Source organism: Streptomyces sp. SID8352 (assembly GCF_009862265.1).
In the GTDB taxonomy this organism is placed as follows: Bacteria; Actinomycetota; Actinomycetes; order Streptomycetales; family Streptomycetaceae; genus Streptomyces.
Map to the genome: position 1 here is coordinate 102,235 of NZ_WWGX01000001.1, position 24,673 is coordinate 126,907.

21 protein-coding genes are annotated in these 24,673 nt (G+C 74.4%); 14 read left to right on the forward strand and 7 right to left on the reverse strand.

Annotated elements, in window-relative coordinates:
• Positions 1–277 precede the first annotated feature (277 nt).
• Positions 278–853 (forward strand): RNA 2',3'-cyclic phosphodiesterase, encoded by a 576-nt coding sequence (gene thpR, locus GTY84_RS00455; RefSeq protein ID WP_161223980.1) that lies wholly within the window; start codon positions 278–280, stop codon positions 851–853.
• Positions 854–1,264: 411 nt separating this feature from the next.
• Here thpR and GTY84_RS00460 read toward each other — a convergent pair whose 3' ends face one another.
• Entirely contained in the window at positions 1,265–1,987 is a 723-nt protein-coding gene (locus tag GTY84_RS00460; protein ID WP_161223981.1) for a ScbR family autoregulator-binding transcription factor, read from the reverse strand.
• Positions 1,988–2,916: 929 nt separating this feature from the next.
• Here GTY84_RS00460 and GTY84_RS00465 point away from each other — a divergent pair.
• A complete protein-coding gene (locus GTY84_RS00465) occupies positions 2,917–3,870 on the forward strand; it encodes a ScbA/BarX family gamma-butyrolactone biosynthesis protein (RefSeq protein WP_161223982.1) in 954 nt (317 codons plus the stop codon).
• A 612-nt stretch (positions 3,871–4,482) separates the two neighbouring features.
• A complete protein-coding gene (locus GTY84_RS00470; RefSeq protein WP_161223983.1) occupies positions 4,483–5,181 on the forward strand; it encodes an N-acyl homoserine lactonase family protein in 699 nt (232 codons plus the stop codon).
• 259 nt (positions 5,182–5,440) lie between these two features.
• Here GTY84_RS00470 and GTY84_RS00475 read toward each other — a convergent pair whose 3' ends face one another.
• The gene (locus tag GTY84_RS00475) at positions 5,441–6,118 is read right to left on the reverse strand and encodes a GDSL-type esterase/lipase family protein (RefSeq protein ID WP_161223984.1); all 678 of its coding nucleotides are present in this window, start codon (positions 6,116–6,118) and stop codon (positions 5,441–5,443) included.
• 88 nt (positions 6,119–6,206) lie between these two features.
• Here GTY84_RS00475 and GTY84_RS00480 point away from each other — a divergent pair, with 88 nt between their 5' ends.
• Positions 6,207–7,229 carry an esterase-like activity of phytase family protein gene (locus tag GTY84_RS00480; protein ID WP_161223985.1) on the forward strand — a complete coding sequence of 341 codons (1,023 nt, stop codon included), beginning with the start codon at positions 6,207–6,209 and terminating at the stop codon, positions 7,227–7,229.
• A 124-nt stretch (positions 7,230–7,353) separates the two neighbouring features.
• Here the strand turns inward: GTY84_RS00480 and GTY84_RS00485 are convergent, their stop codons facing one another.
• Positions 7,354–8,328 carry a TetR/AcrR family transcriptional regulator gene (locus GTY84_RS00485; RefSeq protein ID WP_161223986.1) on the reverse strand — a complete coding sequence of 325 codons (975 nt, stop codon included), beginning with the start codon at positions 8,326–8,328 and terminating at the stop codon, positions 7,354–7,356.
• 117 nt (positions 8,329–8,445) lie between these two features.
• Between GTY84_RS00485 and GTY84_RS00490 the strand changes: the two genes are divergently transcribed.
• From GTY84_RS00490 to GTY84_RS00525, 7 genes are all read left to right on the forward strand, one after another.
• Positions 8,446–9,531: an ATP-binding cassette domain-containing protein gene (locus tag GTY84_RS00490; protein ID WP_161223987.1), complete on the forward strand. Its 1,086-nt coding sequence runs from the start codon at positions 8,446–8,448 to the stop codon at positions 9,529–9,531.
• Positions 9,528–10,370 carry an ABC transporter permease gene (locus tag GTY84_RS00495; RefSeq protein ID WP_161223988.1) on the forward strand — a complete coding sequence of 281 codons (843 nt, stop codon included), beginning with the start codon at positions 9,528–9,530 and terminating at the stop codon, positions 10,368–10,370. The genes GTY84_RS00490 and GTY84_RS00495 overlap by 4 nt, the downstream gene beginning before the upstream one ends.
• 247 nt (positions 10,371–10,617) lie before the next feature.
• A complete protein-coding gene (locus GTY84_RS00500) occupies positions 10,618–11,361 on the forward strand; it encodes a DUF6879 family protein (RefSeq protein ID WP_161223989.1) in 744 nt (247 codons plus the stop codon).
• A gap of 17 nt (positions 11,362–11,378) precedes the next feature.
• On the forward strand, positions 11,379–12,227 hold the full coding sequence (locus GTY84_RS00505; RefSeq protein WP_161223990.1) for a helix-turn-helix transcriptional regulator: 849 nt from the start codon (positions 11,379–11,381) through the stop codon (positions 12,225–12,227).
• Positions 12,228–12,388: 161 nt separating this feature from the next.
• Complete coding sequence (locus tag GTY84_RS00515; protein ID WP_345943291.1) at positions 12,389–12,763, forward strand: Scr1 family TA system antitoxin-like transcriptional regulator; 375 nt, start codon at positions 12,389–12,391, stop codon at positions 12,761–12,763.
• Positions 12,760–12,939 carry a DUF397 domain-containing protein gene (locus GTY84_RS00520; RefSeq protein WP_161223993.1) on the forward strand — a complete coding sequence of 60 codons (180 nt, stop codon included), beginning with the start codon at positions 12,760–12,762 and terminating at the stop codon, positions 12,937–12,939. The genes GTY84_RS00515 and GTY84_RS00520 overlap by 4 nt, the downstream gene beginning before the upstream one ends.
• 160 nt (positions 12,940–13,099) lie before the next feature.
• Positions 13,100–13,921 (forward strand): polysaccharide deacetylase family protein, encoded by an 822-nt coding sequence (locus tag GTY84_RS00525; RefSeq protein WP_161223994.1) that lies wholly within the window; start codon positions 13,100–13,102, stop codon positions 13,919–13,921.
• A 76-nt stretch (positions 13,922–13,997) separates the two neighbouring features.
• Here GTY84_RS00525 and serC read toward each other — a convergent pair whose 3' ends face one another.
• Positions 13,998–15,116: a phosphoserine transaminase gene (gene serC / locus GTY84_RS00530; RefSeq protein WP_161223995.1), complete on the reverse strand. Its 1,119-nt coding sequence runs from the start codon at positions 15,114–15,116 to the stop codon at positions 13,998–14,000.
• 173 nt (positions 15,117–15,289) lie between these two features.
• Here serC and GTY84_RS33280 point away from each other — a divergent pair, with 173 nt between their 5' ends.
• The gene (locus GTY84_RS33280) at positions 15,290–18,517 is read left to right on the forward strand and encodes an FAD-binding and (Fe-S)-binding domain-containing protein (protein WP_237531934.1); all 3,228 of its coding nucleotides are present in this window, start codon (positions 15,290–15,292) and stop codon (positions 18,515–18,517) included.
• Between the two features lie 492 nt (positions 18,518–19,009).
• On the opposite strand, the gene GTY84_RS00545 is transcribed toward GTY84_RS33280, so the two are convergent.
• A complete protein-coding gene (locus GTY84_RS00545) occupies positions 19,010–19,462 on the reverse strand; it encodes an NUDIX domain-containing protein (protein WP_161223996.1) in 453 nt (150 codons plus the stop codon).
• A 304-nt stretch (positions 19,463–19,766) separates the two neighbouring features.
• On the opposite strand from GTY84_RS00545, the gene GTY84_RS00550 reads away from it, so the two are divergent.
• Positions 19,767–20,663, forward strand: a complete 897-nt coding sequence (locus GTY84_RS00550) for an EamA family transporter (protein ID WP_345943294.1) — start codon at positions 19,767–19,769, stop codon at positions 20,661–20,663.
• A 233-nt stretch (positions 20,664–20,896) separates the two neighbouring features.
• On the opposite strand, the gene GTY84_RS00555 is transcribed toward GTY84_RS00550, so the two are convergent.
• Positions 20,897–21,502: a hypothetical protein gene (locus tag GTY84_RS00555; RefSeq protein WP_237531935.1), complete on the reverse strand. Its 606-nt coding sequence runs from the start codon at positions 21,500–21,502 to the stop codon at positions 20,897–20,899.
• Between the two features lie 837 nt (positions 21,503–22,339).
• Positions 22,340–23,029 (reverse strand): pyridoxamine 5'-phosphate oxidase, encoded by a 690-nt coding sequence (pdxH, locus tag GTY84_RS00560; RefSeq protein WP_202548916.1) that lies wholly within the window; start codon positions 23,027–23,029, stop codon positions 22,340–22,342.
• Positions 23,030–23,284: 255 nt separating this feature from the next.
• Here pdxH and GTY84_RS00565 point away from each other — a divergent pair, with 255 nt between their 5' ends.
• Positions 23,285–24,385 (forward strand): citrate synthase 2, encoded by a 1,101-nt coding sequence (locus tag GTY84_RS00565; RefSeq protein WP_161223999.1) that lies wholly within the window; start codon positions 23,285–23,287, stop codon positions 24,383–24,385.
• Positions 24,386–24,673: the final 288 nt, after the last annotated feature.

The window sequence follows — 24,673 nt, forward strand, 5'->3', positions numbered from 1 at the left end:
CGCGTGTGAGGGCCCGGCACGGGAGGATTCTGGCGCCCGGGGCCCCTTCGCCGGAAGTCCGGCCGGTGCGGGACGGCCGGTGCGGGGAGGTGCGTGCGGGACGGGCCGGTGCCGGAGAACCGTTGCCAGGAGAGGGCGGGCCGGAAAGCCGGCGCGGGACGGCCGCGTGCCGGGAGGGGCGGGTGCCGGGACGCCGAGTGCCGGGAGGGGCGGTGTCGGGACCGCCGGGTGGCGGGAGAGGCGGTACCGGGACGGCCGGCGGCGGCAGACTGGGCGCATGAGACTCTTCGCCGCCGTCCTGCCCCCCGAGGAGGTCCTCGCCGCGCTCGACGCCGAGGTGGCCGCGGTGCGGGGGCTGCCCGGCGCGGACCGGCTGCGCTGGACGGAGCGGGCGGGATGGCATCTCACGCTCGCCTTCTACGGCGAGGTCGCCGGGGATTCGGTGCCGGACCTCACCGCCCGGCTGGAACGGGCCGCCCACCGGACGGCGCCCTTCCGGCTCGCCCTGCGCGGCGGCGGGCAGTTCGGGCGGGGGCGGGCGCTGTGGACGGGGGTGTCGGGGGATCTCGCCGCCCTGCGGCTGCTGGCCGGGCGCGCGGAGTCGGCGGGCCGCCGGGCCGGGGTGGCGGAACCGGAAGGGCACCGCCGCCACCGGCCCCACCTCACCGTGGCCCGCGCCCGCTCCGCCACCTCCGTGGGCCCCTGCCTCGCGGCACTGGACGGGTTCGAGGGCCCGGACTGGACCGTGACGGACCTGGCGCTGGTCCGCAGCGATCTGCCGAGGTCGGGCGCGCCGGGCGAGCGGCCCCGCTACCGGACGGTCGCCCGCCCGCCGTTCGGCGGCGCCGGTTAGGCTCGGGGGCGTGGACCCGAAGAGCCGTAACCGGATCATGGCCGTAGTGCTGGTGCTGATGCTCGTCGTCGTGGTGGTGGCGGCGCTCCGTTAGCGTCCGGCGTCATCGCGCGGCGGCCCCGTCGTGCCCGGCGTGCCCGTCCGGCGGTGCCGTTCCGGAGGCGACCGGGTGCCGGAGCCGGTGGTGCCGACGCGGGCCCGTTGTGTCGGCGCGGGCCCGTGCCGGGTGCGTTGGGCACGACCAGGGGGGAAGCAGGGCGGGCTCACGGGCCGCCGTACCCGTCGCGCCGCCGTCTCCGGCGGGCCGGGGCCCCGGAACCGGGGCGGGCGCGGGGTGAGCGACCGGGGTGACCCGTGGACCGGGGCGACCCGTAGGGGATTCCCGCGCGGTACCGCGAGGCCCGGGGCCCGTCAGGGGAGTCCGTCGGCAAGGGGTGCCCCGGCCCGGCTCCCGTGCCCGGCGGGCTCCGCGCCGTCGTCCCGGTGACCGGTCGCCGACGGCACCTCCTGCCCGGGTAGCCGTACGCCCTCGCCCGAGGGGGACGCGTCCAGGCGGGGCAGCAGTCCCGGGGTGGCGAGCCCGGGCAGCACCAGCCGCCACATGGCGGAGATCCGCAGGGGCAGGTCCCGCCGGTCGCTGTAGGCCTGCGACACCACCTGGAGCCCGGTGAAGGCGCTCACGATCGTCGCGGCGACCTCGGCCACATCGGTGCCGGGCAGCAGCTCGCCCCGCCGCTCGGCGCGGCGCAGCAGGTCCTCCATGGCCCTGATCGCCTGGTCGTAGGGGGCCCGCGCGGAGGAGGTGAACGAGGACTGCTCCACCGTCAGCCGCACGCTGGCCCGGAGCACCGTGTCCGTCTTCAGCCGGTGGGCGAAGCTCAGGGTCAGGTCGATCGCGCTCTGGAGCCAGGTGCGGCGTTCCGGGACCGTCAGCGCCTCGCCCTGCGCCTCGACGAGCGCGGTGGCGATGGCCTCCTTCGAGGGGAAGTGGTAGTACAGGGCGCCCCGGGTGAGCCCGGCCCTGGAGAGGATCTCGTTCGTGCTCGCCGCGTCGTAGCCGCGCTCGCCGAACACGTCCGCGGCGGCCTCCAGGATCGAGTGCCTCGATCGAATACCGCGCTCTTGTCGGGCCATGACTCGCGATTCCTTACCCGCAGCAGAACATACAAGCCTGCCTGCATAGTAGTGGTGCCCGGGGTCTCCTCCCCGGCGCATGCCCTTCCCCGCCGCCTCCGGACGGCCCGGCGGGGCGCCGCGACGCCGGGCCGTGTGCCGGCCTCGGACCGCCCGGGTGGGCGTCCTCCGGGTGTCTCCGGTGGCTTCCCCCGGGTGTCCTCGGGGGTGCGGAGCGGGGCCGGCTCAGGGGCCGCCGGTACGGGGGCCGGTGCCGCGGTCGGCGGTGGGGCTCCGGGGAGGGAGGGGCCGGAGGGCCGTGGTGCCCGGGGAGGGGGCGGTGCCGGCGGCCGGGCCGGGGGCGGGCCGGTGGAGCCCGCCGGGCCTTGCGGGGCGGGCGGTGGGGGCGGCCGGGGTGGTGGGCGCGGCGGGGGTCCGGGAGCCGTCGCGCGCCGTCGTGGCCGGGGTGGCGGGGGGAGGGTCCGCCACCCCGGAGGAGGGAGGGACGGTTCCTTCGGCGCGGCGAGGTCCGCCCGCGTGAACGGCCTGCCGGCCCATCGGCCCCTCCCGGTATTTCACGGTGACCGTCTGTCCGATCACTGGCGGTGACAGTAACAGACAGGCTTGCCTGCTTGTCAATGTGCTGTCCGTGGAACGAAGGGGTGAAGGTACCGAAAAGCGGACCGCCGTACCGGTGGGTCCGCCGCCCCGCGATGCCCGCGCATCCTGTTTGTCATGCCACGTCGTCAATGTTCTGGTCATGCGGTGGCAACTTTCGCTTCGGGCGAGGGGAGCGGGCTGTCGGTATGGTCGCCGGAAGGTGCTCCGCTCTCCTTGTAAAAAAGACCAGCCTGTCTGTACTTTGTGGGCGTACGCATTGCAGGGCGACGGGGGGAGTCCAGGCGCGCGTCCACGCCTGCCCCTGTCCCGACCAGGCAGGAGTGCCGCGCATGCTGACTTCGTTCGAAGGCACCGGGAATGAGGCCGCCGCCTTAGGGAGCGGTCCCCTGCTCGCAACGGTTCCGCGTGGATACGTGCACCGGGCCTCCGTGGCCGAGGTGCTGCTCACCGGCTGGGAGTCGGACACGGCCGCGGCGGCGCCGGGCGCGCCCGAGCGGTTCACGGTGCGGGCCCAGTGGCCGCGCAGCCACGCCCTCTTCGCCCCGGCCCACGGCCACCAGGACCCGCTGCTCCTGGTCGAGACGATCCGTCAGACCGGGAGCCTGCTCTCCCACGCCGAGTACGGGCTCCCGTTCGGCCACCAGTTCGTGATGTGGGACATCTCCTTCACCGCCCTGCCGTCCGCCTTCGCCGTCGGCCCCCGCCCGACCGACGTCGAACTGCGCGCCGAGTGCGCCAACGTCGTCCGCCGGGGACGGACCCTGGCCGGCATGCGGTACGGGGTGACCGTGCTGCGGGACGGACTGCCCGTGGCGACCGGCGGCGCCCGCTTCAGCTGCGCCAGCCCCGCCGCCCACCGCAGGCTGCGGGGCGGACGGCCCACCACCGTCGCCCAGCGCCCGCCGGTACCGGTCGGCGCGGCCCGCGTGGGCCACACGGACCCGGACAACGTGCTGCTCGCGGCGACCCCCCGGGAGAACCTCTGGACGCTGCGCGTCGACACCGACCACCCGGTCTTCTTCGACCACCCCGTCGACCACGTCCCCGGCATGATGCTGATCGAGGCCGCCCGCCAGGCCGCCCGCGCCGCCGTGGGCCGCCCCGACGCCCTCCTGGTCGACCTGCGCAGCGAGTTCACCCGCTACGCCGAACTCGACGCCCCCTGCCTGATAGAGGCGAGGGTGCTCCGCCCGGAGACGCCGCGTGAGCTGAGGGTGGACGTGTGGGGCACGCAGGAGGGGGAGCGCGTCTTCACGGCGGAACTGCGGCTCGCCCACGGGTGAGCACGAGGGGGGCGCACTGGACGAGGCGGCACCCCCCACCCCACCCGGGGCCCACCGCGCCACGCGGCACGGTGGGCCCCGGGCGGCCTTGGCCCCGTGCGCGGGCCGCAGTTCCTCAGGCTCGGCCTCCTGGGTCTCCCCGGGACCGACCCCGCGTGCGCGGGGATCACAGGGCCTGCGGGCTGGCACCGATCTCCGCAGCGAGACCACCCCCGCGTGCGCGGGGAACACTACGATCCCGCGATCGGGCCGCGGGGGTGGGAGGGGCCACCCCCGCGTGCGCGGGGAACACAGGCCGGGGTCGGTGACGGACCAGGCGGGTATGGGACCACCCCCGCGTGCGCGGGGAACACAGGAGCTGACCTGGGGCTTTATTTGGGCTGAGGGGGGATTTTACTCGCTTTACCTGACTCCGACTTATGGGGCATAAGCGTCCTGTTGCCTGCTCGTGGGTTCCTCGGGCTCCCGGGGATCATACGGGCGCCCCACGTGGGCCCCTTCGTGGGTCGGTGCTGCCACCGCCCCCAGCCCCCGGCCCCCGTGCCGCGACACGGTTCTCTGCCGTCGGCAGAGCCGGACGTCCGGCGGGCGGCCGGCTGCCAGGATGACCGCATGGGACAGGACATGGCGCTCCGTCGGCTCGACCTCGGGTATTTCGTCCGGCCCGCTTCGGAGACGGGCGGCCCGCATCCACGGGTCGAACCCGTCCTCGCCTACCTCGTGCGGCACGGCGACGGACTGCTCCTCTTCGACACGGGCATCGGCGCGGCGGACCCCGCGACGGAGGCGCACTACCGGCCCCGGCGCCGTGACCTGCGGCAGGCGCTGGCGGCGTCCGGCGTGACCCTGGACGACATCTCCCTGGTCGTCAACTGCCACCTGCACTTCGACCACTGCGGCGGGAACCCCCTCCTCGGCGGCACGCCCGTCCTCGTGCAGGAGGCCGAACTGGCCGCCGCGCGCCGGGGCGGCCACACCTTCGAGGAACTGGTCGACTTCCCCGGCGCGGTCTACGAGGAGATCGCCGGGGAGGTCGAGGTCCGGCCGGGTGTGCGGATCATCCCGACGCCCGGACACACCGAGGGCCACCAGTCGCTGGTCCTCCGGCAGGACGACGGCACCGTGGTCCTCGCCGGGCAGGCGCACGACTTCGCCTCCGAGTTCGCGTCCGATCAACTGGCCCGCCGGGCGGAGCTGGACGGAGTGGAGCAGCCGCTGCCGCCCCGCCCGCCCTGGCTGGACCGGCTCGCCGACCTCGATCCGCGCCGCGTGCTCTTCGCCCACGACTGCTCCGTCTGGGAACCGTCGTGACCCGGAGCCCCCCGGCCCCGACTCCCCGTCTCGCGCGGCGCGTTGCCCGCCCTCCGCACCAACGGGCCGGTCGCGGCCGGGGATCGCGCGTACGTGGCCGGGGATCGCGCGTACGCGGCCGACCGCAGGACATCCGCGGCCGACGGCAGGACATCCGCGGCCGATCCGCAGGACACCCGCCCGGCGCGGCTCCGCCCCCGACGTCCGCGCGGCGCGGAAGCACGGCCGAAGACCTCCCCGCGCCCCGCCGAACCCCCGCCTACACCCCCTCGTAAGGCCCCCCGACCCCCCACTCCTCCCACAGCGCCTCCGCGAAGGCCGCCGCCATGCGGTGTTCGCCCTCGGTGTTGGGGTGGGTGCCGTCGTGGGTGTCGGTGCGGAAGTCGTAGGCGGGCGGCGGCGGGACCAGGGCGAGCGGCGACGCGGCGGTGTCCAGGTCGACGACCGCCTTGGCGAGGAGTTCGTTGAAGTGGGCGACCTGCTCCGCGAACGACGCGTCCGCCTCCGCCCGGACGTTGTGCAGCACCGGCAGCACCGCGAGGTGGACACGTGGGTTGGCCGCCCGCGCCCGCGCCACGAACTCCCGCGCGTTGGCCGCCGTCTGCTCCGCGTTGGTGTAGAAGCCGAGGTCGATCAGGCCGAGGGAGACGAGGAGGACATCGGCGCGGTGGGCGCGTACCGCGTCCTGGACGAGCGGGGTCATGTGGTGCCAGCCCTCGCCCCAGCCCGCCAGGTGCGCCCGGGGGAAGTCGGGGTCGGCGTAGGCGTACGAGACGGGGGCGTCGGCCGCCGGGTCGTGCAGCGCCTCGCGCGGGCCGACCAGCGTGAAGGGGCCGCCGTACGCCGCGCACAGGTGCCGCCACAGCCAGTAGCGCCAGGTGTGCTGGCCCGCGCTCCCGATCGTCATCGAGTCGCCTACGGCCATCAACCTGAGCATCCGCTCATCATGGACGATTTCCCTGGTCGACGCGATGTGACCCCGGACACCCGGCGTGAACCGCCGGACGGGATGGCACTCTTGGGGAATGCGCCGACCCCTCGCCCTGCTCGTCGCGGCCCTTCTCGCGGGCGCGTCCGCCCTGCCCGCCGCCGCCCACGCCGCCGAGGGGGACGCGGCGGCCGGCGGGATCCCCGGCTCCGACGGGTTCACGATCAAGGACCCGCGCATCACCGAGTCCAGCGGGCTCGCCGCCTCGCGGCAGCACCCCGGCGTCTACTGGACCCACAACGACCAGGACACCGGTCCCTACCTCTACGCCGTGGACGGCGCGACCGGCGAGACCGTCGCCCGCGTATCGATGGCCGGGGTCGGCACCCCCCGGGACGTGGAGGCCATCGCGATCGGCCCCGGCAACCGGATCTTCGTCGGGGACATCGGCGACAACGACGGCGTGACCTGGCCGTACGTCTGGATCTACGAACTGCCCGAGCCGGCCGAGCTGAAGGACCAGACGATCCGGGCCACGCAGTACGTCGTGAAGTACACCGACGGCAGCCGGGACGCCGAGTCGATGGTCGTGCACCCCACGACGGGACGCGTCTACATCATCGACAAGCAGCGGGACGGCGGTCATCTCTACGAGGGCCCCGCGAAGCTCTCCGCCACCGGCGCCAACGTCTTCCGGCCCACCGGGTCCGTCGACCTCTGGGCCACGGACGCCGCCTTCTCCCCGGACGGCGAGCGGCTCGCCGTGCGCGGCTACCTGGGCGGTGCCTGGTACGACTGGAACGGCGGCGACATCCGGCGCCGGGGGCGGATCAGCGTGCCGTTCGGCCAGGGGGAGTCCGTCACCTACACCGTCGACGGGGCGAAGCTGCTGCTCGGCATGGAGGGGCTGCGCAGTCCAGTCCAGGCCCAGGACGCGCCCGGCGGCGGGGGCGGCGGTGAGGGTGAGCGGCCGGGCGGGAAACCGGCCGCGCGGGGGAGGGACGACGGCGGTGACGGCGACACGGCGACCGGGGGCGGCACCCTCGGGATCGGCTCGGTCGCGCTGATCGTCGGCTGCGTCGCGGTGTTCGGCCTGCGCCGGCTGTTCCGGCGCCGCTGACCCCTACGGGCCGGGGCGCCCGGGTGACCCCTACGGGTCCGGGTGACCCCTACGGGTCCGGGTGGCCCCTACTGGCCCGGGTCACCCCTACGGGCCCAGGCGACCCCTACTGGCCCGGTGACCCCTACGGGCCCTGAGAACCCTTAGGACCCTGAGAACCCTCAGGACCGGGGGATTTCCGGGAGCCCGAGGAACCCTGACCCCCGGACCCCTGGGTCTTCCGGGTTCCCCGGGAGGGACGTCCGGGCGGTGTCGGGGCTGTCCCGGCGGCGCGGTCACCGGAGGGGGTGTCGGCGGCGCACGATCCGGGCCCGCCCGCCGGGACGCGGGTGCCGGTGCCGCCCTCCGCCGCCCGCCGCGCCACCAGGATCTCCAGACCGTCCAGGATCCGCTCCAGCCCGAACCCGAAGTGGTCGAAGCCGGTCGCGAAGGCGTCCGCGCTCAGGGAGGCCAGGACGGGATAGCGCCCGCTGGTCATGGCCCGCTCCAGCACCGGGCGCTGGGCCTCCCAGAAGCGCTCGTCCGTCAGCCCCGAGGTGCGCTCCGCCCGCTCCTGGTACACCTGGGTCCGCGCGGCGCCGACCACGTACCCGTCGATCATGATGATCACCGACACCAGCTCGGGGTCGGACAGCCCCATCGGCCTGATCCGGGTGAGCACCTTCTCCATGCCGTCGAGCGCGCTGGGTCCGAGGATCGGCCGGGACTGGTTGACCTCCAGCAGCCAGGGGTGGCGCCGGTGCAGCGCGAGGGAGGCATGGCCCAGGGCCTCCAGCGCCGCGCGCCAGCCCCCGCCCCAGTCGCCGGGGGCTTCCTCGGAGGGGCGCTGGACGCGGTCCAGCATCAGGTCCAGCAGCTCGCCCTTGCCGGGGACGTAGCGGTAGAGGGACATCGTGCCGGTGCCCAGCTCGGCGGCGATCCGCCGCATCGAGACGGCGCCGAGCCCCTCCCGGTCCGCGACCCCGACGGCGGCCTCCACCACCCGGTCCAGCGTCAGCCCCGGCTTCGGGCCCCGGCTCGGGCGTGGGCCGGTGTCCCAGAGCAGGTCGAGGGTGCGGGCGATGTCACCGCTGCCGCTGGTCTCCGTACCGCTGGTCATGGGGGCAGTTTAAAACCGCCGTCCCGGACCGCCTTCCGTTCCGCTCCTAAAACTGAGTACGGTGTACGCGCAATCGGGTACGGTGTACCCAGTTAAAAGCGGAAGGGGGACCGGACCATGGGCGAGCCATACGGCGGGGCCGTGGGGCCCGTCGCACCCGGCGGGGGCGGCGGAAGCGGCGCGGACGGCGAAGGGCACGGCGCGAGCCGTCGCGGCGCGAGCGGTGATGGCGTCGGCGGCGACGGATACGCGGTGCTGGCCGAGGCACTGGAGAAGAGGTACGGCGGCAAGCACGCCCTGAACGGCTTCGACCTGGCCCTCCGCGAGGGCACCGTGCACGGCCTGCTCGGCCCGAACGGCGCCGGGAAGACTACGGCGGTGCGCATCCTGGCCACGCTGGTCGGCCTCGACGGCGGCCGGGCCCGCGTCGCCGGTCTCGACGTGGCCCGCCGGCCGCGCGAGGTGCGGGCGCGGATCGGCCTGACCGGGCAGTACGCGGCGGTGGACGAGGTGCTCACCGGGCGGCAGAACCTGGAGATGTTCGGCCGCCTGTTCCATCTCGGCGGCCGCGGGGCCCGGCGCCGGGCCGCCGAACTGCTGGAGCGGTTCGACCTGACCGGGGCCGCCGACCGGGGCGTCGACGAGTACAGCGGCGGCATGCGGCGGCGGCTCGACCTGGCCGCGTCGATGATCCTCTCCCCGGCGGTGCTGTTCCTGGACGAGCCGACGACCGGGTTGGACCCGCGCAGCCGCGGCGAGGTCTGGGACGCGGTGCGGGCCCTCGTGGCGGGCGGCACCACGGTGCTGCTGACCACGCAGTACCTGGAGGAGGCCGACAGGCTGGCCTCGCGCGTCACCGTCATCGACCAGGGCCGGGCCATCGCGGACGACACTCCGGACGGGCTGAAGACCCTGATCGGCGGGGACTGCGTCGAGGTCGTCGTCCGGGAACGGGCCGACATCCCGGCCGCGGTGAAGGCCGTCGCCCGGTTCTGCGAGGGCGAACCGGAGCCGGACGAGGAGGCGTTGAGCGTGCGCGCGCCGGTCGCCGACCGGGTCGCCGCCCTCACCGGGGTGGCCCGCACCCTCCAGGACGAGGGCGTGCGGGTGGAGGACATCGGACTGCGCAGGCCGAGCCTCGACGACGTCTTCCTGCGCCTGACCGGACACCGTACGGACCGTGGGGAGGAGACGGCGGCATGAGCGTGCTGACCCCGGCGGACGCCGGGACGGGAGCCGTGGCGGAGGGAGGGCACGGCCGCCTGTACTGGCTGCTCGCGGACTGCGCCAACGTGGTGCGCCGCGGCATGACCCACTACCGGCGCCGGCCCGTCAACATCGCCTGGCAACTGGGCTTCCCGATCCTCTCCGTCCTGCTCTACGGCTATGTCTTCGGCAGCGCGATGCGGGTGCCCGGCGGCGGGGACTACCTGGACTTCCTGATGCCGGGCATGTTCGTGATGTCCATGGCGTTCGGCTTCGTCAACACCGCGACGCTGGTGGTGCACGATTCGACCAAGGGCGTCATCGACCGGTTCCGTTCCATGCCGATGGCCTCGCCGGCGGTGGTGGCGGGACGGGGGATGACCGATCTCCTGGTGGCCTGCGCGGAGTTGGCCATCATGATGCTGACGGGACTGGCCATGGGGTGGCGCCCGGAGGGCGGTTGGGGGTTCCTGGGCGCGTTCGGCCTGCTGCTGTGGCTGCGGTTCGCGCTGATCTGGCTGGGCGTGTGGCTGGGGCTGCTGGTTCCCAACCCCGAGGCGGCGGGCGGGCTGTTCGCGGTGGCGTTCCCGCTGACGATGATCTCCAGCATTTTCGTCGCCCCCCAGTTGATGCCGGACTGGCTGGGCAGACTGGCCGCCTGGAACCCCCTCTCCTCCACCGCCGCCGCCACCCGCGACCTGTTCGGCACGCCGGTGGCCGGCGCGCACGACTGGATCGGCGGACACGCGCTGCTCATGGCCTGGGTCTGGCCGGCCGTCCTGACGGCGGTCTTCCTCCCCCTCGCGGTACGCCGCTTCCAGAGCCTCGGCCGGTAGGGAACCGGGACCACCGTCCCGCAAGTCACCCACCCGGCCCCGGCCCCGGCCCCGGCCCAGGCCGAGGCTCTGGCCCCGGCCTTCAGCCCGGCCCCGGTTCCGGCCCTCGGCCCGGTTCGTCCGGTGGAGGGCCGGAGAATATGCGCGACTATTCTCCTGTGGTCACGGAGAACGCATGGACATTCACTCAGTGGAATCGCCAGGCTGTGATCACTCGCCCACCGGGGCGACGGAGAGGGGATCGGCGATGCCGCGACGGTTACGGTTCAACGGGGCGGGCGGGGGCGGCTGCCCCTCCGTGCACGAGGACGTGGACAGCGGGGAGGTGATCGTGCACGGTCCTCCGCTCACCGACCCGGAGGACATCGCCCAGCTCAGGCATCTGTCGGAGGGGGAGGTCGCGATCGTGGTCCCCCGTGAACTGCTGGTCGACTGGACCCCGAAGGAGAGGACGCGGCAGGTGCGGACCATCGGTCTGGACGAGTTCAGCGGCCTGTTCGGCAGGTTCGAGCACACCGCGTGGCGCCTTGAGACCCGCCGCCGGTACGCGAGTGACGAAGCGACCGACACCTACCGGCAGTTCGTGGAGACCGGGCGGGTCGACTGGACGTACGACAACCCGTACTGCCGGAAGATCCGTGAGCAGACCTCGCAGGGCAAACGGGTGGAGCGGGTCCGCATCGTGGACCAGGAGCCGACCGTCGGGCAGCGCTATCTCCTCGACAACGCGAGGCGGAACAGCGGTATGGGCGAGGACATCCGCAGCATGTGGCGGGCCGACGCGGACCGGCTCCGGCTGCCCGCCGAGGACTTCTGGCTGTTCGACAGCCGGCTCATCGCCGCCCTTCGGTTCGACGAGGGCGATCGGCTCACCCATGTGGACCTGATCACGGAACCCGCGGAGGTGGTGCGCTGCGGGATGATCCGGGATGCTGCATGGCATCACGCGGTGCCGTGGGAGCGGTTCGCCGCGCACCTGCCCGATGCCTAGGACGTGAGCGGACACCGGTGAGTACGGACTTTCAGCGGGCACGCGAGGAACTGGGGCGCAGACTCCGGGAACTGCGCGTCGACAGCCCTCTGGGCCGACTCACCGGTACGGAGACCGCCCGCCGGGCGGGCTGGCCGCAGTCGAAGGTCAGCAAGCTGGAGAACGGCAGGCAGACCCCCACGGACGACGACCTCCGCATGTGGGCGGAGGCGGTGGGGCAGCCTGCCGTTTACCCGGAGTTGCATGCACGTCTCAAGGGTCTCGAAAGTCACATCAGGTCCTGGAAGCGCCAGTTGGCGGCGGGACATGCGCCGGTGCAGGAGAGATGGAACAGCCTCGTCTCAGGTGCTCGCACACTTCACACGCTGAGCAGCGCGGCCGTCAACGGGATGCTTCAGACCGCCGACTACGCCCGATGCGTCTTCGATTACCACGCCACTCTGCAGAACGCCCCCCGGGACACCGAGGCGGCGGTGCGCGCCCGGATGAAGCGGCAGGAATGGCTCTACCGACCGGGCAAGCAACTCCATCTGCTCATGCCCGAGAGCGTGCTGCGCGTGCGCATCTGTCCACCGGAGGTACTGGCGGCCCAACTCGACCGCCTGCTCGGCCTGGTGGGGATGGACGCTCTGAACCTGGGCATCCTGCCGTTGGACGCGCCGCTTCGTCTGATCATGGGCAACTCGTTCTCCCTGCTGGACGAGCGACTCGTCGTGATGGAGGACTGGCACGCCGAAATCTGGCTCGACGACGCCGAATCGATCAGCCTGTACCGCCGAGTGTGGGACACCCTCGCGGAGTCCGCGGTGTACGGGACCGAGGCGCAGCGGGTGATCAGCCGCGTCAGACGGGGCCTCACGGGCTGACCCGGTCGTGGTGGGCCGGCCGGCCGGGCTCGGCGGGGGCGGCCGCACGTGCCCTGGCTCCGCCGGGGACCAAGGACCCGGAGGGCCCGGCCGCATCCGACGGTTCGAGGGCGATCCGTGCCCAGACGCACTTGGTGTAGAAGAGGGTTGTCGAGGGCGAGGTGAAGTACTCTGCCGTGCTATGGGAGGCGACCATTGAGTACCCCCTCATGGACACGGAGACCCATCTTGGGCAACTGTCCGCGATCCTTGAGTTCGCAGGTCAGAAGAACGTGGACGTTCATATCCTGCCGTTCGGCGCGGGTACGCTGACTGCCGCGTTCTCCGCCTTCTCGGCCTTCAGCTTTGATTCGGAGTCAGAGATTGAGGCGGTCGCCATGGATGACGTGATGAACTCCTCGGTCATCGAGTCGCGGCGTGACCTTGATTCGTATTCAAGCTCCTACGACATGATGCTCGCGTCATCACTCACGCCAGAGGAGAGTATGAAACTCGTTCGCCGCAAGCTTGAGTCCCTCGGGAAGGGCGAGAAGTGACCGAGATCGTGGGAACCTTCCGTAAGTCGTCGTATTCCTCGCAACTGGGCGAGTGCGTGGAGGTCGCCGACACGGCCGCCGGCGGTCGGGCCGTCCGTGACAGCAAGCGGCAGGACGGCCCCCTGCTCACCGTGTCCGGCGCTACCTGGCGCGCCTTCCTGCGCCGGTTCGCGTAGAGAAGGCGGCCGTCGCCCCGTCCTTCCGGTCGGCCTGGACATGACCCGAATTGTCATCGATTGGTAACGGGAGCATCCCAGGCGCCCGATCGCGCATCCTCCCTGGTGGCCGCGCGGCGGCCGAGGAACCGGTGGGGAATCGCGAGGACGGTGGGCGGACATGGGGCGGTACACGGGTGGGCGGGACTGGTACGGCAAGATGCTCGGGGCTGCGGTCGGGGTGACGCTGCTCGCCACCGGCGCCTCGGTGTGGTCCGCGCAGGCCGGCGCCGTGCACGCGTCCGGCAAGCCCGGTAAGGCGGGCCCGACCGCCTCCGCAGCACCCGCCCGCCCCGGCGGCTCCACGCCCCCCAGGAGTCCCGGCACCGGCGTCACGCCTGTCGACGCGGGCATCGCGCACGCCTCGGACCGGGGGCCGCGCGGGGTCAACATCACCATCGACGACGGCCCCGACCCCACCTGGACGCCCCAGGTGCTCGCGCTGCTGCGGGAGCACGGCGTGAAGGCCGTGTTCTGCGTGACCGGGCTCCAGGCGCGGGCGCACCCCGGCCTGGTGAAGGAGGTGGTCGCGGCAGGGCACCGGCTGTGCAACCACTCGGTGTCGCACGACACCGCCATGGACGGGAAGTCCGAGGCGTACCAGTCGCGGGAGATCCTCGACGCCGAACGCATGATCGTCGAGGCGTCCGGTGGCGTGCGGCCCCTGTACTACCGCGCGCCCGGCGGCGCGTTCACCCCGTACAGCCGTGGGGTCGCCGCCTCCCGGGGGATGCGTCCGCTGGGCTGGAACGTGGACACCAAGGACTTCGAACGGCCGGGCGCGGACGCCATCGTCGCCACCGTCGAACGCGAACTGCCGAACGGGCCCACGCTCCTGTTCCACGACGCCGGGGGCGACCGTTCCCAGACCGTCGCCGCCCTGCGCCGCGTCCTGCCCCGGCTCAAGGAGCAGGGCCGCGTCTTCGGCTTCCCCGTGCGCTGAGCGCCGGTCCGCGACGCGGAAGGGCGCCCGGCCGGCGGTACCGGCGGGGCGCCCTTCCAGCGGTGCGGCGGGGCCGCTACAGCTTCTCGATGACGTGGTCGACGCAGCGGGTCAGCGCCTCGACGTCCGCCGGGTCGATCGCCGGGAACATGGCGACGCGCAGCTGGTTGCGGCCCAGCTTGCGGTAGGGCTCGGTGTCGACGATCCCGTTGGCGCGCAGCGCCTTGGCGACGGCCGCGGCGTCCACCTCGTCCGCGAAGTCGATCGTGCCGATGACCTGCGAGCGCTTGGCCGGGTCGGCGACGAACGGGGAGGCGTACTTGGACTCCTCCGCCCAGGAGTACAGGCGCGACGAGGAGTCCTTGGTGCGGGCCGCGGACCACTCCAGACCGCCCTGGCCGTTGATCCACTTGAGCTGCTCGTTGAGCAGGAAGAGCGTGGCCAGCGCCGGGGTGTTGTACGTCTGGTTCTTGCGGGAGTTGTCGATCGCCGTGGGCAGGCTGAAGAACTCCGGGATGTGGCGGCCCGACGCGTGCACGCGCTCGGCGCGCTCGATCGCGGCCGGGGAGAACACGCCGATCCACAGGCCGCCGTCGGAGGCGAAGGACTTCTGCGGGGCGAAGTAGTAGACGTCCGTCTCGGAGACGTCCACCGGCAGGCCGCCGGCGCCCGAGGTGGCGTCGACCAGGACGAGGGCGCCCTCGTCGGCCCCGGCCACGCGCCGGATCGGCATGGCGACGCCGGTCGAGGTCTCGTTGTGGGTGAACGCGTACACGTCCACGCCCGCCTCGGCGTGCGCCTCCGGGTGGGTGCCCGGGTCGGAGGCGACCACGGAGGGGTCGGCCAGCCAGGGGGCGAGCTTCGCGGCCTTGGCGAACTTGGAGGAGAACTCGCCGAAGGTGAGGTGCTGCGAGCGGTTCTCGATCAGGCCGTGGGTCGCGATGTCCCAGAACGCGGTGGAGCCGCCGTTGCCGAGGACGACCTCGTAGCCGTCCGGGAGGCGGAACAGGTCGCCGATGCCCTCGCGGACCTCGCCGACGAGGTTCTTGACGGGAGCCTGGCGGTGGGAGGTGCCCAGGAGGGACGTACCGGTGGCGGCCAGGGCGTCCAGCGCCTCCACCCGCACCTTGGAGGGACCCGCGCCGAATCGACCGTCCGCGGGCTTGATGTCAGCAGGAATCTGGATCTCAGCCACGACGGGAGCGTAGCGCCTCGGCGTAACCGTACGGAGACATGTCCGTCGGATGAGACACGATCCACTGGGCGCGAATCTGTGGAGAACATGTGGATAACTTGTGGACGGTGGCGGGACAGGAGAGTTTTCCACAGGCTTTCGTCACGGAGGGTGGCGGGGTGCATGCTGTACGTATGACGGATCTGGAGGCGGTGCTGCGCGGTGCGGTCCGGGGCGAGGTCGGTTTCGACGCCGCGTCCCGGGCGCTGACGACCATGGACGCGTCCAACTACCGGCGGGTCCCCCTCGGCGTGGTCGCCCCCCGGGACGCCGACGACGTGGCGGCCGTGCTGGAGGTGTGCCGCGAGCGCGGCGTGCCGGTCGTGGCCCGCGGCGGCGGCACCTCCATCGCCGGCCAGGCCACGGGCACGGGCGTGGTCCTGGACTTCACCCGGCACATGAACCGGCTGGTCGCGCTCGACCCGGAGGCCCGCACCGCGGTGGTGCAGCCCGGCCTGGTCCTCGACCGGCTCCAGGAGGCCGCGGCCCCGCACGGGCTGCGCTTCGGCCCCGATCCGTCCACCCACGGCCGCTGCACCCTCGGCGGCATGATCGGCAACAACGCGTGCGGCTCCCACTCCGTCGCCTGGGGCACCACCGCGGACAACGTGCGGGAGCTGTCCGTCCTCACCGCGCGCGGCGAGCGGCTGCGCCCGGGCCCGGGGTGGGCCGGGGCGCCCGACGGGCTGCGGGCCCTCGCGGAGGCGGAGCGGGCGCGGCTGCGCACCGGCTTCCCCGACCTGCCCCGCCGCATCTCCGGGTACGCGCTGGACGCGCTGCTGCCCGAGCGGGGCGCCGACGTGGCCCGCTCCCTCTGCGGCTCCGAGGGCACCCTCGCCGTGCTCACCGAGGCGGTCGTCCGGTTGGTCGGGGCGCCCCGCGCGCGGGCCCTGGCCGTCCTCGGCTACGCCGACGAGACCGCGGCGGCGGAGGCGGCGGCCGGGCTGCTGCCGCTCGGCCCGCTGACCGTGGAGGGCATGGCCGCCGACCTCGTGCCCGCCCCGGCCGCCCTGCCCCGCGGCGGCGCCTGGCTGTTCGTGGAGACGGGCGGGGAGACGCCCGCCGAGGCCCGGACCAGCGCCGAGGCGGTCGTCCGGGCCGCCGACGTGCTCGACGCCCGCGTCGTCACCGACCCCGCCGGGCAGCGGGCGCTCTGGCGGATCCGCGAGGACGCCAGCGGCACGGCGACCCGGATGCCCGACGGGTCGGAGGCCTGGCCCGGCTGGGAGGACTGCGCGGTGCCCCCGGCCCGCCTCGGCGGCTATCTGCGGGACTTCCGGGATCTGCTCACCGCTCACGGGCTGCGCGGCACCCCTTACGGGCACTTCGGGGACGGCTGCATCCACGTCCGCGTCGACTTCGACCTGCTGACCCCGGCCGGCATCGCCCGCTTCCGGCGCTTCTCCGAGGAGCTGGCCGGGCTCGTCGTCGCCCACGGCGGCTCCCTCTCCGGCGAACACGGGGACGGCCGGGCCCGCGCCGAGCTGCTGCCCCGCATGTACGGCGCGGGGACGGTCGCCGTGTTCGAGCGCGCCAAGACCGTCTGGGATCCGGACGACCTGCTCAACCCCGGCATGCTGGTGCGCCCCGGCCCCCTCGACGCCGACCTCCGCTTCGCCGTCCTGCCCGGCCGCCCCGTCGACGTGGCCTTCGGCTACCCCGCCGACGGCGGCGACTTCTCGGCCGCCGTGCGCCGCTGCGTCGGCGTCGCCAAGTGCCGTACGGCGACGGCGGAGGAGGCGGCCGTCATGTGCCCGTCGTTCCGGGTGACGGGGGAGGAGGCGCACTCCACCCGGGGGCGGGCCCGGCTGCTGCACGAGATGCTCGCCGGGGAGCTGATCACCGACGGCTGGCGCTCACCGGAGGTCCGGGACGCGCTCGACCTGTGCCTGTCCTGCAAGGGCTGCCGTTCTGACTGCCCGGTCGGCGTCGACATGGCCACCTACAAGGCCGAGTTCCTGCACCACCACTACGCGGGCCGCCGCCGCCCCGCCGCCCACTACGCCCTGGGGTGGCTGCCGGTGTGGCTGCGCTGGGCCGCCCGCACCCGCACGGCGGGGCTCCTCGGCGCGCTCGCGGGGGTACGGCCGTCGGCGGCGCTCGCGAAGCGGATGGCAGGCATCGCGGCTGAACGGGACCTGCCCGCCCCGGCGGCGGAGCCGTTCAGCCGCTGGTGGCGAAGGCGGGGCGGCCCCCTCGGCGCGGCGGGGCGGGCGGGGGGCGGGCGAGCGGCGGACACGGGACCGGCCGACGCCGGACCGGTCGGTACCGAGCCGCTCGGCTCCGGATCGACGGGCGTTGGGTCGACCGGCACCGGACCGGCCGGCGTTGGACCGGCGGCCGTTGGATCGACGAGTTCCGGGTCGGTCGGCGCCAGGCCGGTCGGCTCCGGATCGGCGGGCGTCGGAACGACCGGCGCGGGACCGGCCGACGTTGGACCGGCGGCCGTTGGATCGGCCAGTTCCGGATCGGTCGGCACCGGGACGGTCGGCACCGGGACGGTCGGCACCGGGACGGTCGGCGCCGGGCCGGGCGGTGTCCGATCGGCGGGCACCGGGGAGCTGGTCGTGCTGTGGCCCGACACGTTCACCGAGTACCTGTCGCCGTCCGTGGGCCGCGCCGCCGTCCGGGTGCTGGAGGCGGCGGGGCTCCGGGTGGTGCTGCCGCCGACCCTGCGGACCCGCGGCCGGGCCCTCGGCGACGGCGGCGGGCCGGGGACGGCCGCCGCGCTGCTGACGGCGCGCCGTGGCCGGGTCTGCTGCGGACTGACATACGTCTCCACCGGCCAGCTCGACCGTGCCCGCGCGGTGCTGCGGCGCACCCTCGACCTCATGGCGCCGGTCCTGGAGACGGCCGCCCCGGTCGTCGTCCTCGAACCGAGCTGCGCCGCGTCGCTGCGCACCGACCTGCCCGAGCTGTTGCACGACGACCCCCGGGCAGCCCTGCTCGCCTCCCGCGTCCTCACCTTCGCGGAGACGCTGGAGCGCCATGCGCCGCACTGGAGACCCCCGGTACTCGACCGACCGGCGGTCGGCCAGACCCACTGCCACCAGCACGCGGTCCTCGGCGACGGCCCCGACCGCGCCCTGCGCGCCGCCGCCGGTCTCACCGGCGAGCTGTCCCGCGGCTGCTGCGGCCTCGCGGGCAACTTCGGCTTCGAGGACGGCCACTACGCGGTGTCGGCCGCCTGCGCCGAGGAGCGGCTGCTGCCGGCGGTGCGGCGGGCCCCGGACGGCGCGGTGGTCCTGGCGGACGGCTACTCTTGCCGGGTCCAGTTGGAGCAACTGGGCGGGGTCCGGGGCCGCCACCTCGCCGAGGTCCTGGCGGACCCGCTGGAGGAGGAGGGGAGCGGCGGAGCGTGACCCGGGGCGGCGGCCCGGCGCGACCGGACGGCCGCCGGGGTGCCGGTCGCGGGCCCGTGCGGTTCGAGCCGGTGGCAGAGCGGTCCGGCCGACCGTCCGGCCGTCCACCGATTCGGGTCGGCCGACCGGTTGGGGCTGCCCACCGGTCAGAGTCGGCCCGCCGACTCGGTGTGGGTCGGTTGGCCCATGCCGTCCGGGGCACCGGTCTCTCAGCCACGGGTTCGGTCCGGCCCGCCTATCCCGCCGATCCCGCCTCCCCGGGCGGTGGGTCGGCCGATCGGTCCGGGCTGCCCGCCGGTCAGGCCCGGCCCCCCGGTGAGGCCCTGGCCCGCCGGACGGCCGGTCCCCGGCAGAGACTCCGGTGTGGGTCGGTCGGCCCATGCGGTCCGGAGCATCCGTCCCTCGGCCACCGTTTCGGTCCGGCCCACCGCCCCGAGTGGGCCCTGGAGCGTGCCTCCCCGGGCGGTTCCGGTGCGCGCCGGTGGGTGTGTCCTACGGCGTGGTCTCGCCGCGGACCAGTGGACGGCAGACCGGCTGGATCTCCTCGGGGAGTTCGTCCGGCCGGCACCAGCGGGCCTCCAGGATCTCGAAGGGGTCCGGGCGCAGCTCGCCGCCGAGCAGCCGGGCCTCGTAGGCCACCTCCAGCCGGGTGCGCAGACCGCTGGTGAGGAGGACGAGGGCCCCCGCCTCCACGTCGAGGCCGGTCTCCTCCTTTACCTCGCGGACCAGCGTCCCCCGGAAGTCCTCGCCCTTACGCGCGAAGCCGCTCGGCAGCCCCCACTGGCGGCCCGGCGGCCACATCCGGTGCCGCAGCAGCAGGACCCGCCCCTCACCGTCGCGGACGACACCGGTCACGCCGACCACGAACTTCGCGTTCAGGCACCACATGATCCGGCTCTGCAGCGGGCGCAGCGCGCGCCAGACGCGGGTGACGAGTCGTCTCACGGGACCTCCGGGCTCGGGAGCGGGGGCGGTACGGGCTGTGCGGACGCTACTCCGCGACGCCGCCCGCCGGGCCGTCGGCCCCGCCCGCCGGACACGGCCGCGTTGACAGCGGAGTACCCCGGCGACGACAGTTGCATGGCGGGGTGACGTACTTGTACGTACGCACCTGTATGCGTCCACCCCGGTGGACCCCGGCGTACCGGGACATGTACGAGCCGCACCGTGAGAAACCGTCCTTTCCGGAGACCAAGTGAGCACGCCCAGCCCCGCCCCCGGCACCCCGACCGCAGTCGTCGACGGGGCGGTGCCGTCCGGCGGGCCGCAGCCCGCCGCGGGCCGCCGGGGCTCCCTCGGGCCGGTGGGGCTGGTGCTGGCCGGCGGGCTGTCCGTGCAGTTCGGCGCCGCGTTGGCGGTGGGCCTGATGCCGCGGGCCGGGGCGCTGGGCGTGGTGACGCTGCGCCTGGCAGTGGCGGCGGTCGTGATGCTGCTGGTGTGCCGGCCCCGGCTGCGCGGCCACTCCCGCGCCGACTGGGGCACGGTCGTCGTCTTCGGCATCGCCATGGCCGCCATGAACGGCCTCTTCTACCAGGCGGCCGCCCGCATCCCGCTCGGCCCCGCCGTCACGCTGGAGGTGCTGGGCCCGCTGGCGCTGTCCGTCTTCGTCTCCCGCCGCGCGCTCAATCTGGTGTGGGCGGCGCTTGCCCTGGCCGGGGTCTTCCTGCTCGGCGGGGGCGGCTTCGACACCCTCGACCCGGTCGGCGCCGCGTTCGCGCTGGCGGCGGGGGCGATGTGGGCGGCGTACATCATGTTCAGCGCGCGCACCGGCCGCCGCTTCCCACAGGCGGACGGGCTGGCCCTCGCCATGGGCGTCGGGGCGTTGATGTTCCTGCCCCTGGGCATCGCGGAGTCGGGGACCAAGCTGATCGAGCCGGTGACGCTCGGGCTGGGCGCCGGGGTGGCGCTGCTGTCCTCGGTGCTGCCGTACACGCTGGAACTGCTGGCGCTGCGGCGGCTGCCCGCGCCGACCTTCGCCATCCTGATGAGCCTGGAGCCCGCCATCGCCGCGACCGCGGGCTTCCTCATCCTCGACCAGGCGCTCACCGCCACCCAGTCCGCCGCCATCGCCCTGGTCATCGCGGCCAGCATGGGGGCGGTGCGGACCCAGGTGGGACGGCGCCGGAACGCGGCCCCGCCGCAGTAGCGCCCTTCGGTCGGGCCCTGGCCTCCGCCCCTCGCCACTGCCCCCGGCCTCAGTCCCGATCCCGGCCTGCTCCGGGTTGTGGCCCGGTCCGACTGAGGCGGCGGCCCGCTCCGGGCGTGGGCCCGTTCGGGAAGCGGGCCGGTCGTGCCGACCCGGGTGGCGGCCCGTTTCGGATGTGGGGCTGCCCCGGACGTGGGACGGTTCCGTTCCGGTCCGCTCGCACGTCGGCACGGTCAGGGAATCCGTCCGTCCGCCGCCACGGCGGCCCGGTCGGCCAGGTCCCCCCACGGGCGCGGGGCGAGGACCGGCACGCCGGCCGCACGTGCCCGCGCGGCGAGCAGACGGCCGTAGAGCACGCTGACGCGGGCGCGGTGGCGCTGCGGTCCTGCCTCCGGCTCCCGGTCCAGGTAGTTGGCCGTGACGCGCTCCTCGTCGTCCTCGTGGAGGAAGACCGCGCGGACCGGGCCGCCGGGCGCCGTCACCGGGGGCAGCAGGTAGTCGCCCTCCAGGACCACCGGGGTGCCGGTCTCCACGTGATTGGCCACCACGGCGCCGACCGCGGGGGCGAGTGCCTCGGCGATGGCGAGCTGCTGGGCCGCCACCGACGCGGGCGCACCGTGGGCGGCCTCCGGGTGGACGCGCCAGTGGTGCACCTCGGGCAGGTGCTCGGGCAGGGTCACCGCGAGGAGGGCCTCCACGATGTCGTCGACCTCCACGAGCGGGACGCCGTACCGCCGGGCCAGCGTCCGGGCGACACCGGTCTTCCCCATCCCCGAGGCGCCCCCGACGACCAGCACCCGCCAGCCGGGCGCGGCCTCCGCCCCTTCCGTACCGTTCATCCGGGCAGGGTAACGGCCGTCCGGCGGCGGCCCGGGGACCGGGGTGCGGGCGTCCGCCGGGCCGGGAGCCCGGTGTCCCGGTGCCTCGGTGCCTCGGTGCCTCGGTGCCTCGGGGACGGTGGGCCGAAGCCGGAAGCCGGAAGCCGGAAGCCGGAAGCCGGAAGCCGGAAGCCGGAAGCGGTAGCCGAGCAGAGCAGGGCAAGGCAGGTACCCGGCCGGACCCGGGACCCGCCCCCCCGGGCCGGGACCCACGCGGGCCATGGGCCCGCCGTGCCCGGGGGCTCACCGGAACCAGGGGTTCATCCGGGCCAGGGACCCACCCGGACCAGGGAAGCGCGCGGGCCGAGGATCCGCCGGGACCAGGGGCTCATCCGGGCCGGGGACCTACCGGAGCCAAGGCGCGCCTGGGACATGGGCCCGCTCAGGCCCGTGACCCGCCGCCTCCGGGACCCGCCCGAAGCAGGGACCCACCTGGGCCAGGGCCCCACCTGGACCAAGGCCTGCCTGGTCAGGGACCCGCCAGGGCAAGGGACCCACTGGAACCAGGGAACCGCCCCGGTCAGGGACCCACCCGGGCCGGTGACCCGCCGCCTTCGGAGGTCGCCCGAACCAGGGGCCCATGCGCGTCAGGGACCCACCGGAGCCGAGGCCCACCCGGACCAGAGGCCCACCCGCGCCAGGAACCCGCCAGGACCAGGAAGGCACCAGCCCGGTCAGGGACGCGCCCGGTCAGGGGCCCGCCCCGGTCAGGCCCCCCCGGTCGGGAACCCCGCCCCCCGGTCGGGAACCCCGCCCCCCGGTCGGGAACCTCGCCCCCCGCCAGGGACCCCGCCCCGGTCAGGGGCTGAGCCGTTCCACCCGCCAGCCGCCCCCGTCCTCCGCGGCCGTGTAGCACAGCCGGTCGTGGAGGCGGTTCTCGCGGCCCTGCCAGAACTCCACCGTCCGCGGCACCACCCGGAAACCTCCCCAGTGCGGCGGCACCGGGACCTGCTCGCCCTCCGGGTACCGGGCCGCCAGCCCGGCGTAGGCCGCGTCCAGCTCGTCCCGCGAGCCCACCACCGAGGACTGGGCGCTCGCCCACGCGCCGAGCTGCGAGCCGTGCGGCCGGGTCCGGAAGTACGCGGCCGTCTCGTCCCGCCCGGTCCGCCGCGCCGTTCCGCGGACGATCACCTGCCGGGCCATGGGATGCCAGGGGAAGAGCAGCGAGACGTACGGGTTCGCGTCCAGCTCGCGGCCCTTGCGGGAGCCGTAGTTGGTGTAGAAGACGAAGCCCCGCTCGTCGAAGTGCTTCAGCAGCACCGTGCGCGAGCTGGGACGGCCCTCGGCGTCGGCCGTCGAGACGACCATGGCGTTCGGCTCGAACAGCCCCCCGTCCGTCGCGGCCTGCTTGAACCAGCGCGCGAACTGCTCGAAGGGCGTGGCGGCCAGCTCGGGCTCGGAGAGTCCCTCGGCCCGGTACTGCTTGCGCATCGAGGCGAGAGCGAGGGGGATGGCATCGCGGTCGGTCACATCGCCATCCTGCCGCATCGCCCGCGCCCTCCGCCGGGAAATGGCACTGAGTGCCGCTCCCCCTCCCCAAACGTGGCACTCCGGGATATCGTGCTGGTTCCGGCCCCGCTCGGATGACCGCCTGCCGAACGGGGCATCACAGGGATGACCGCACGACGACGGGACGCGGACGCGAGCCGCACGAACGGCCGCGGACCCTCCGCTCCGGTCCGCCTCACCCGGCGGTCCGAACCGGCCCGGTCGCCCCGCATCACGATCACGAGGAGCCGCCTGATGTCCGATTTCATACCCGGGCTTGAGGGAGTCGTCGCGTTCGAGACGGAGATCGCCGAGCCGGACCGGGAGGGCGGGGCGCTGCGCTACCGCGGCGTCGACATCGAGGACCTGGTCGGACACGTCTCCTTCGGCAACGTCTGGGGCCTGCTCGTCGACGGGGCCTTCGCCCCCGGCCTGCCGCCCGCCGAGCCCTTCCCCCTCCCCGTGCACACCGGTGACGTCCGGGTGGACGTCCAGTCGGCGCTCGCCATGCTCGCCCCCGTGTGGGGCCTGAAGCCCCTGCTGGACATCGACGCCACGCAGGCCCGCGACGACCTGGCCCGCGCCGCGGTCATGGCCCTGTCCTACGTCGCCCAGTCCGCCCGCGGCCAGGGCCTGCCCATGGTGCCGCAGCGGGAGATCGACAAGGCTCACTCGATCACCGAGCGCTTCATGATCCGCTGGCGCGGCGAGCCCGACCCGAAGCACGTGGCCGCCGTGGACGCCTACTGGACCTCCGCCGCCGAGCACGGCATGAACGCCTCCACCTTCACCGCCCGCGTCATCGCCTCCACCGGCGCCGACGTGGCCGCCGCCCTCTCGGGCGCCGTGGGTGCCATGTCCGGGCCGCTGCACGGCGGCGCCCCCTCCCGGGTCCTCGGCATGATCGAGGAGATCGAGCGCACCGGGGACGCCGGGGCGTACGTGCGCCGCGTCCTGGACTCCGGTGAGCGGCTGATGGGCTTCGGTCACCGCGTCTACCGCGCCGAGGACCCCCGTGCCCGCGTCCTGCGCCGCACCGCCCGCGAGCTGGGCGCCCCGCGCTACGAGGTCGCGGAGGCCCTGGAGAAGGCGGCGCTGGAGGAACTGCACAGCCGCCGCCCGGACCGCGTCCTGGCGACCAACGTCGAGTTCTGGGCCGCCATCGTGCTGGACTTCGCCGAGGTCCCGGCGCCCATGTTCACCTCGATGTTCACCTGCGCCCGCACCGCGGGCTGGTCGGCGCACATCCTGGAGCAGAAGCGCACCGGCCGACTGGTCCGCCCCTCCGCCCGCTACGTGGGACCGGGCGGCCGCGACCCGCGCGACATCGAGGGGTACGACGGCATCGCCCGCTGAGCCCGCCGCCCGGCCCGCCGGGAGCCCGGCCGGAGCCCCTGGGGGCGCCCGCAGGGCACGCCCGGGACGCAGGCGACCCGCGAGTCGGGTTCCTCCGGGGAGGAGCCGGCCGGACGTACCGGCGACTCGCGGGTCGGGTGACTGCGATGGACTGGCCGGCTGCGCGCTCGCGCGCTGGTCCGGCACCGCACAGGTGTGGTGACGGGCCGCTAGCCCGCGGCCACCTCTTCCGTCCGGTCGTTGCTCATCTGCCGAACCACCTCCTTTCCGAAGTGGGAGCAACACTAG

Excerpts from the sequence above, each read along its gene's own strand:
- thpR (WP_161223980.1), top strand. The coding sequence starts at position 278 with ATGAGACTCTTCGCCGCCGTCCTGCCCCCCGAGGAGGTCCTCGCCGCG.
- GTY84_RS00460 (WP_161223981.1), bottom strand. The coding sequence starts at position 1,987 with ATGGCCCGACAAGAGCGCGGTATTCGATCGAGGCACTCGATCCTGGAG.
- GTY84_RS00465 (WP_161223982.1), top strand. The coding sequence starts at position 2,917 with ATGCTGACTTCGTTCGAAGGCACCGGGAATGAGGCCGCCGCCTTAGGG.
- GTY84_RS00470 (WP_161223983.1), top strand. The coding sequence starts at position 4,483 with ATGGGACAGGACATGGCGCTCCGTCGGCTCGACCTCGGGTATTTCGTC.
- GTY84_RS00475 (WP_161223984.1), bottom strand. The coding sequence starts at position 6,118 with ATGCTCAGGTTGATGGCCGTAGGCGACTCGATGACGATCGGGAGCGCG.
- GTY84_RS00480 (WP_161223985.1), top strand. The coding sequence starts at position 6,207 with ATGCGCCGACCCCTCGCCCTGCTCGTCGCGGCCCTTCTCGCGGGCGCG.
- GTY84_RS00485 (WP_161223986.1), bottom strand. The coding sequence starts at position 8,328 with ATGACCAGCGGTACGGAGACCAGCGGCAGCGGTGACATCGCCCGCACC.
- GTY84_RS00490 (WP_161223987.1), top strand. The coding sequence starts at position 8,446 with ATGGGCGAGCCATACGGCGGGGCCGTGGGGCCCGTCGCACCCGGCGGG.
- GTY84_RS00495 (WP_161223988.1), top strand. The coding sequence starts at position 9,528 with ATGAGCGTGCTGACCCCGGCGGACGCCGGGACGGGAGCCGTGGCGGAG.
- GTY84_RS00500 (WP_161223989.1), top strand. The coding sequence starts at position 10,618 with ATGCCGCGACGGTTACGGTTCAACGGGGCGGGCGGGGGCGGCTGCCCC.
- GTY84_RS00525 (WP_161223994.1), top strand. The coding sequence starts at position 13,100 with ATGGGGCGGTACACGGGTGGGCGGGACTGGTACGGCAAGATGCTCGGG.
- GTY84_RS33280 (WP_237531934.1), top strand. The coding sequence starts at position 15,290 with ATGACGGATCTGGAGGCGGTGCTGCGCGGTGCGGTCCGGGGCGAGGTC.
- GTY84_RS00555 (WP_237531935.1), bottom strand. The coding sequence starts at position 21,502 with ATGAACGGTACGGAAGGGGCGGAGGCCGCGCCCGGCTGGCGGGTGCTG.
- pdxH (WP_202548916.1), bottom strand. The coding sequence starts at position 23,029 with ATGCGGCAGGATGGCGATGTGACCGACCGCGATGCCATCCCCCTCGCT.
- GTY84_RS00565 (WP_161223999.1), top strand. The coding sequence starts at position 23,285 with ATGTCCGATTTCATACCCGGGCTTGAGGGAGTCGTCGCGTTCGAGACG.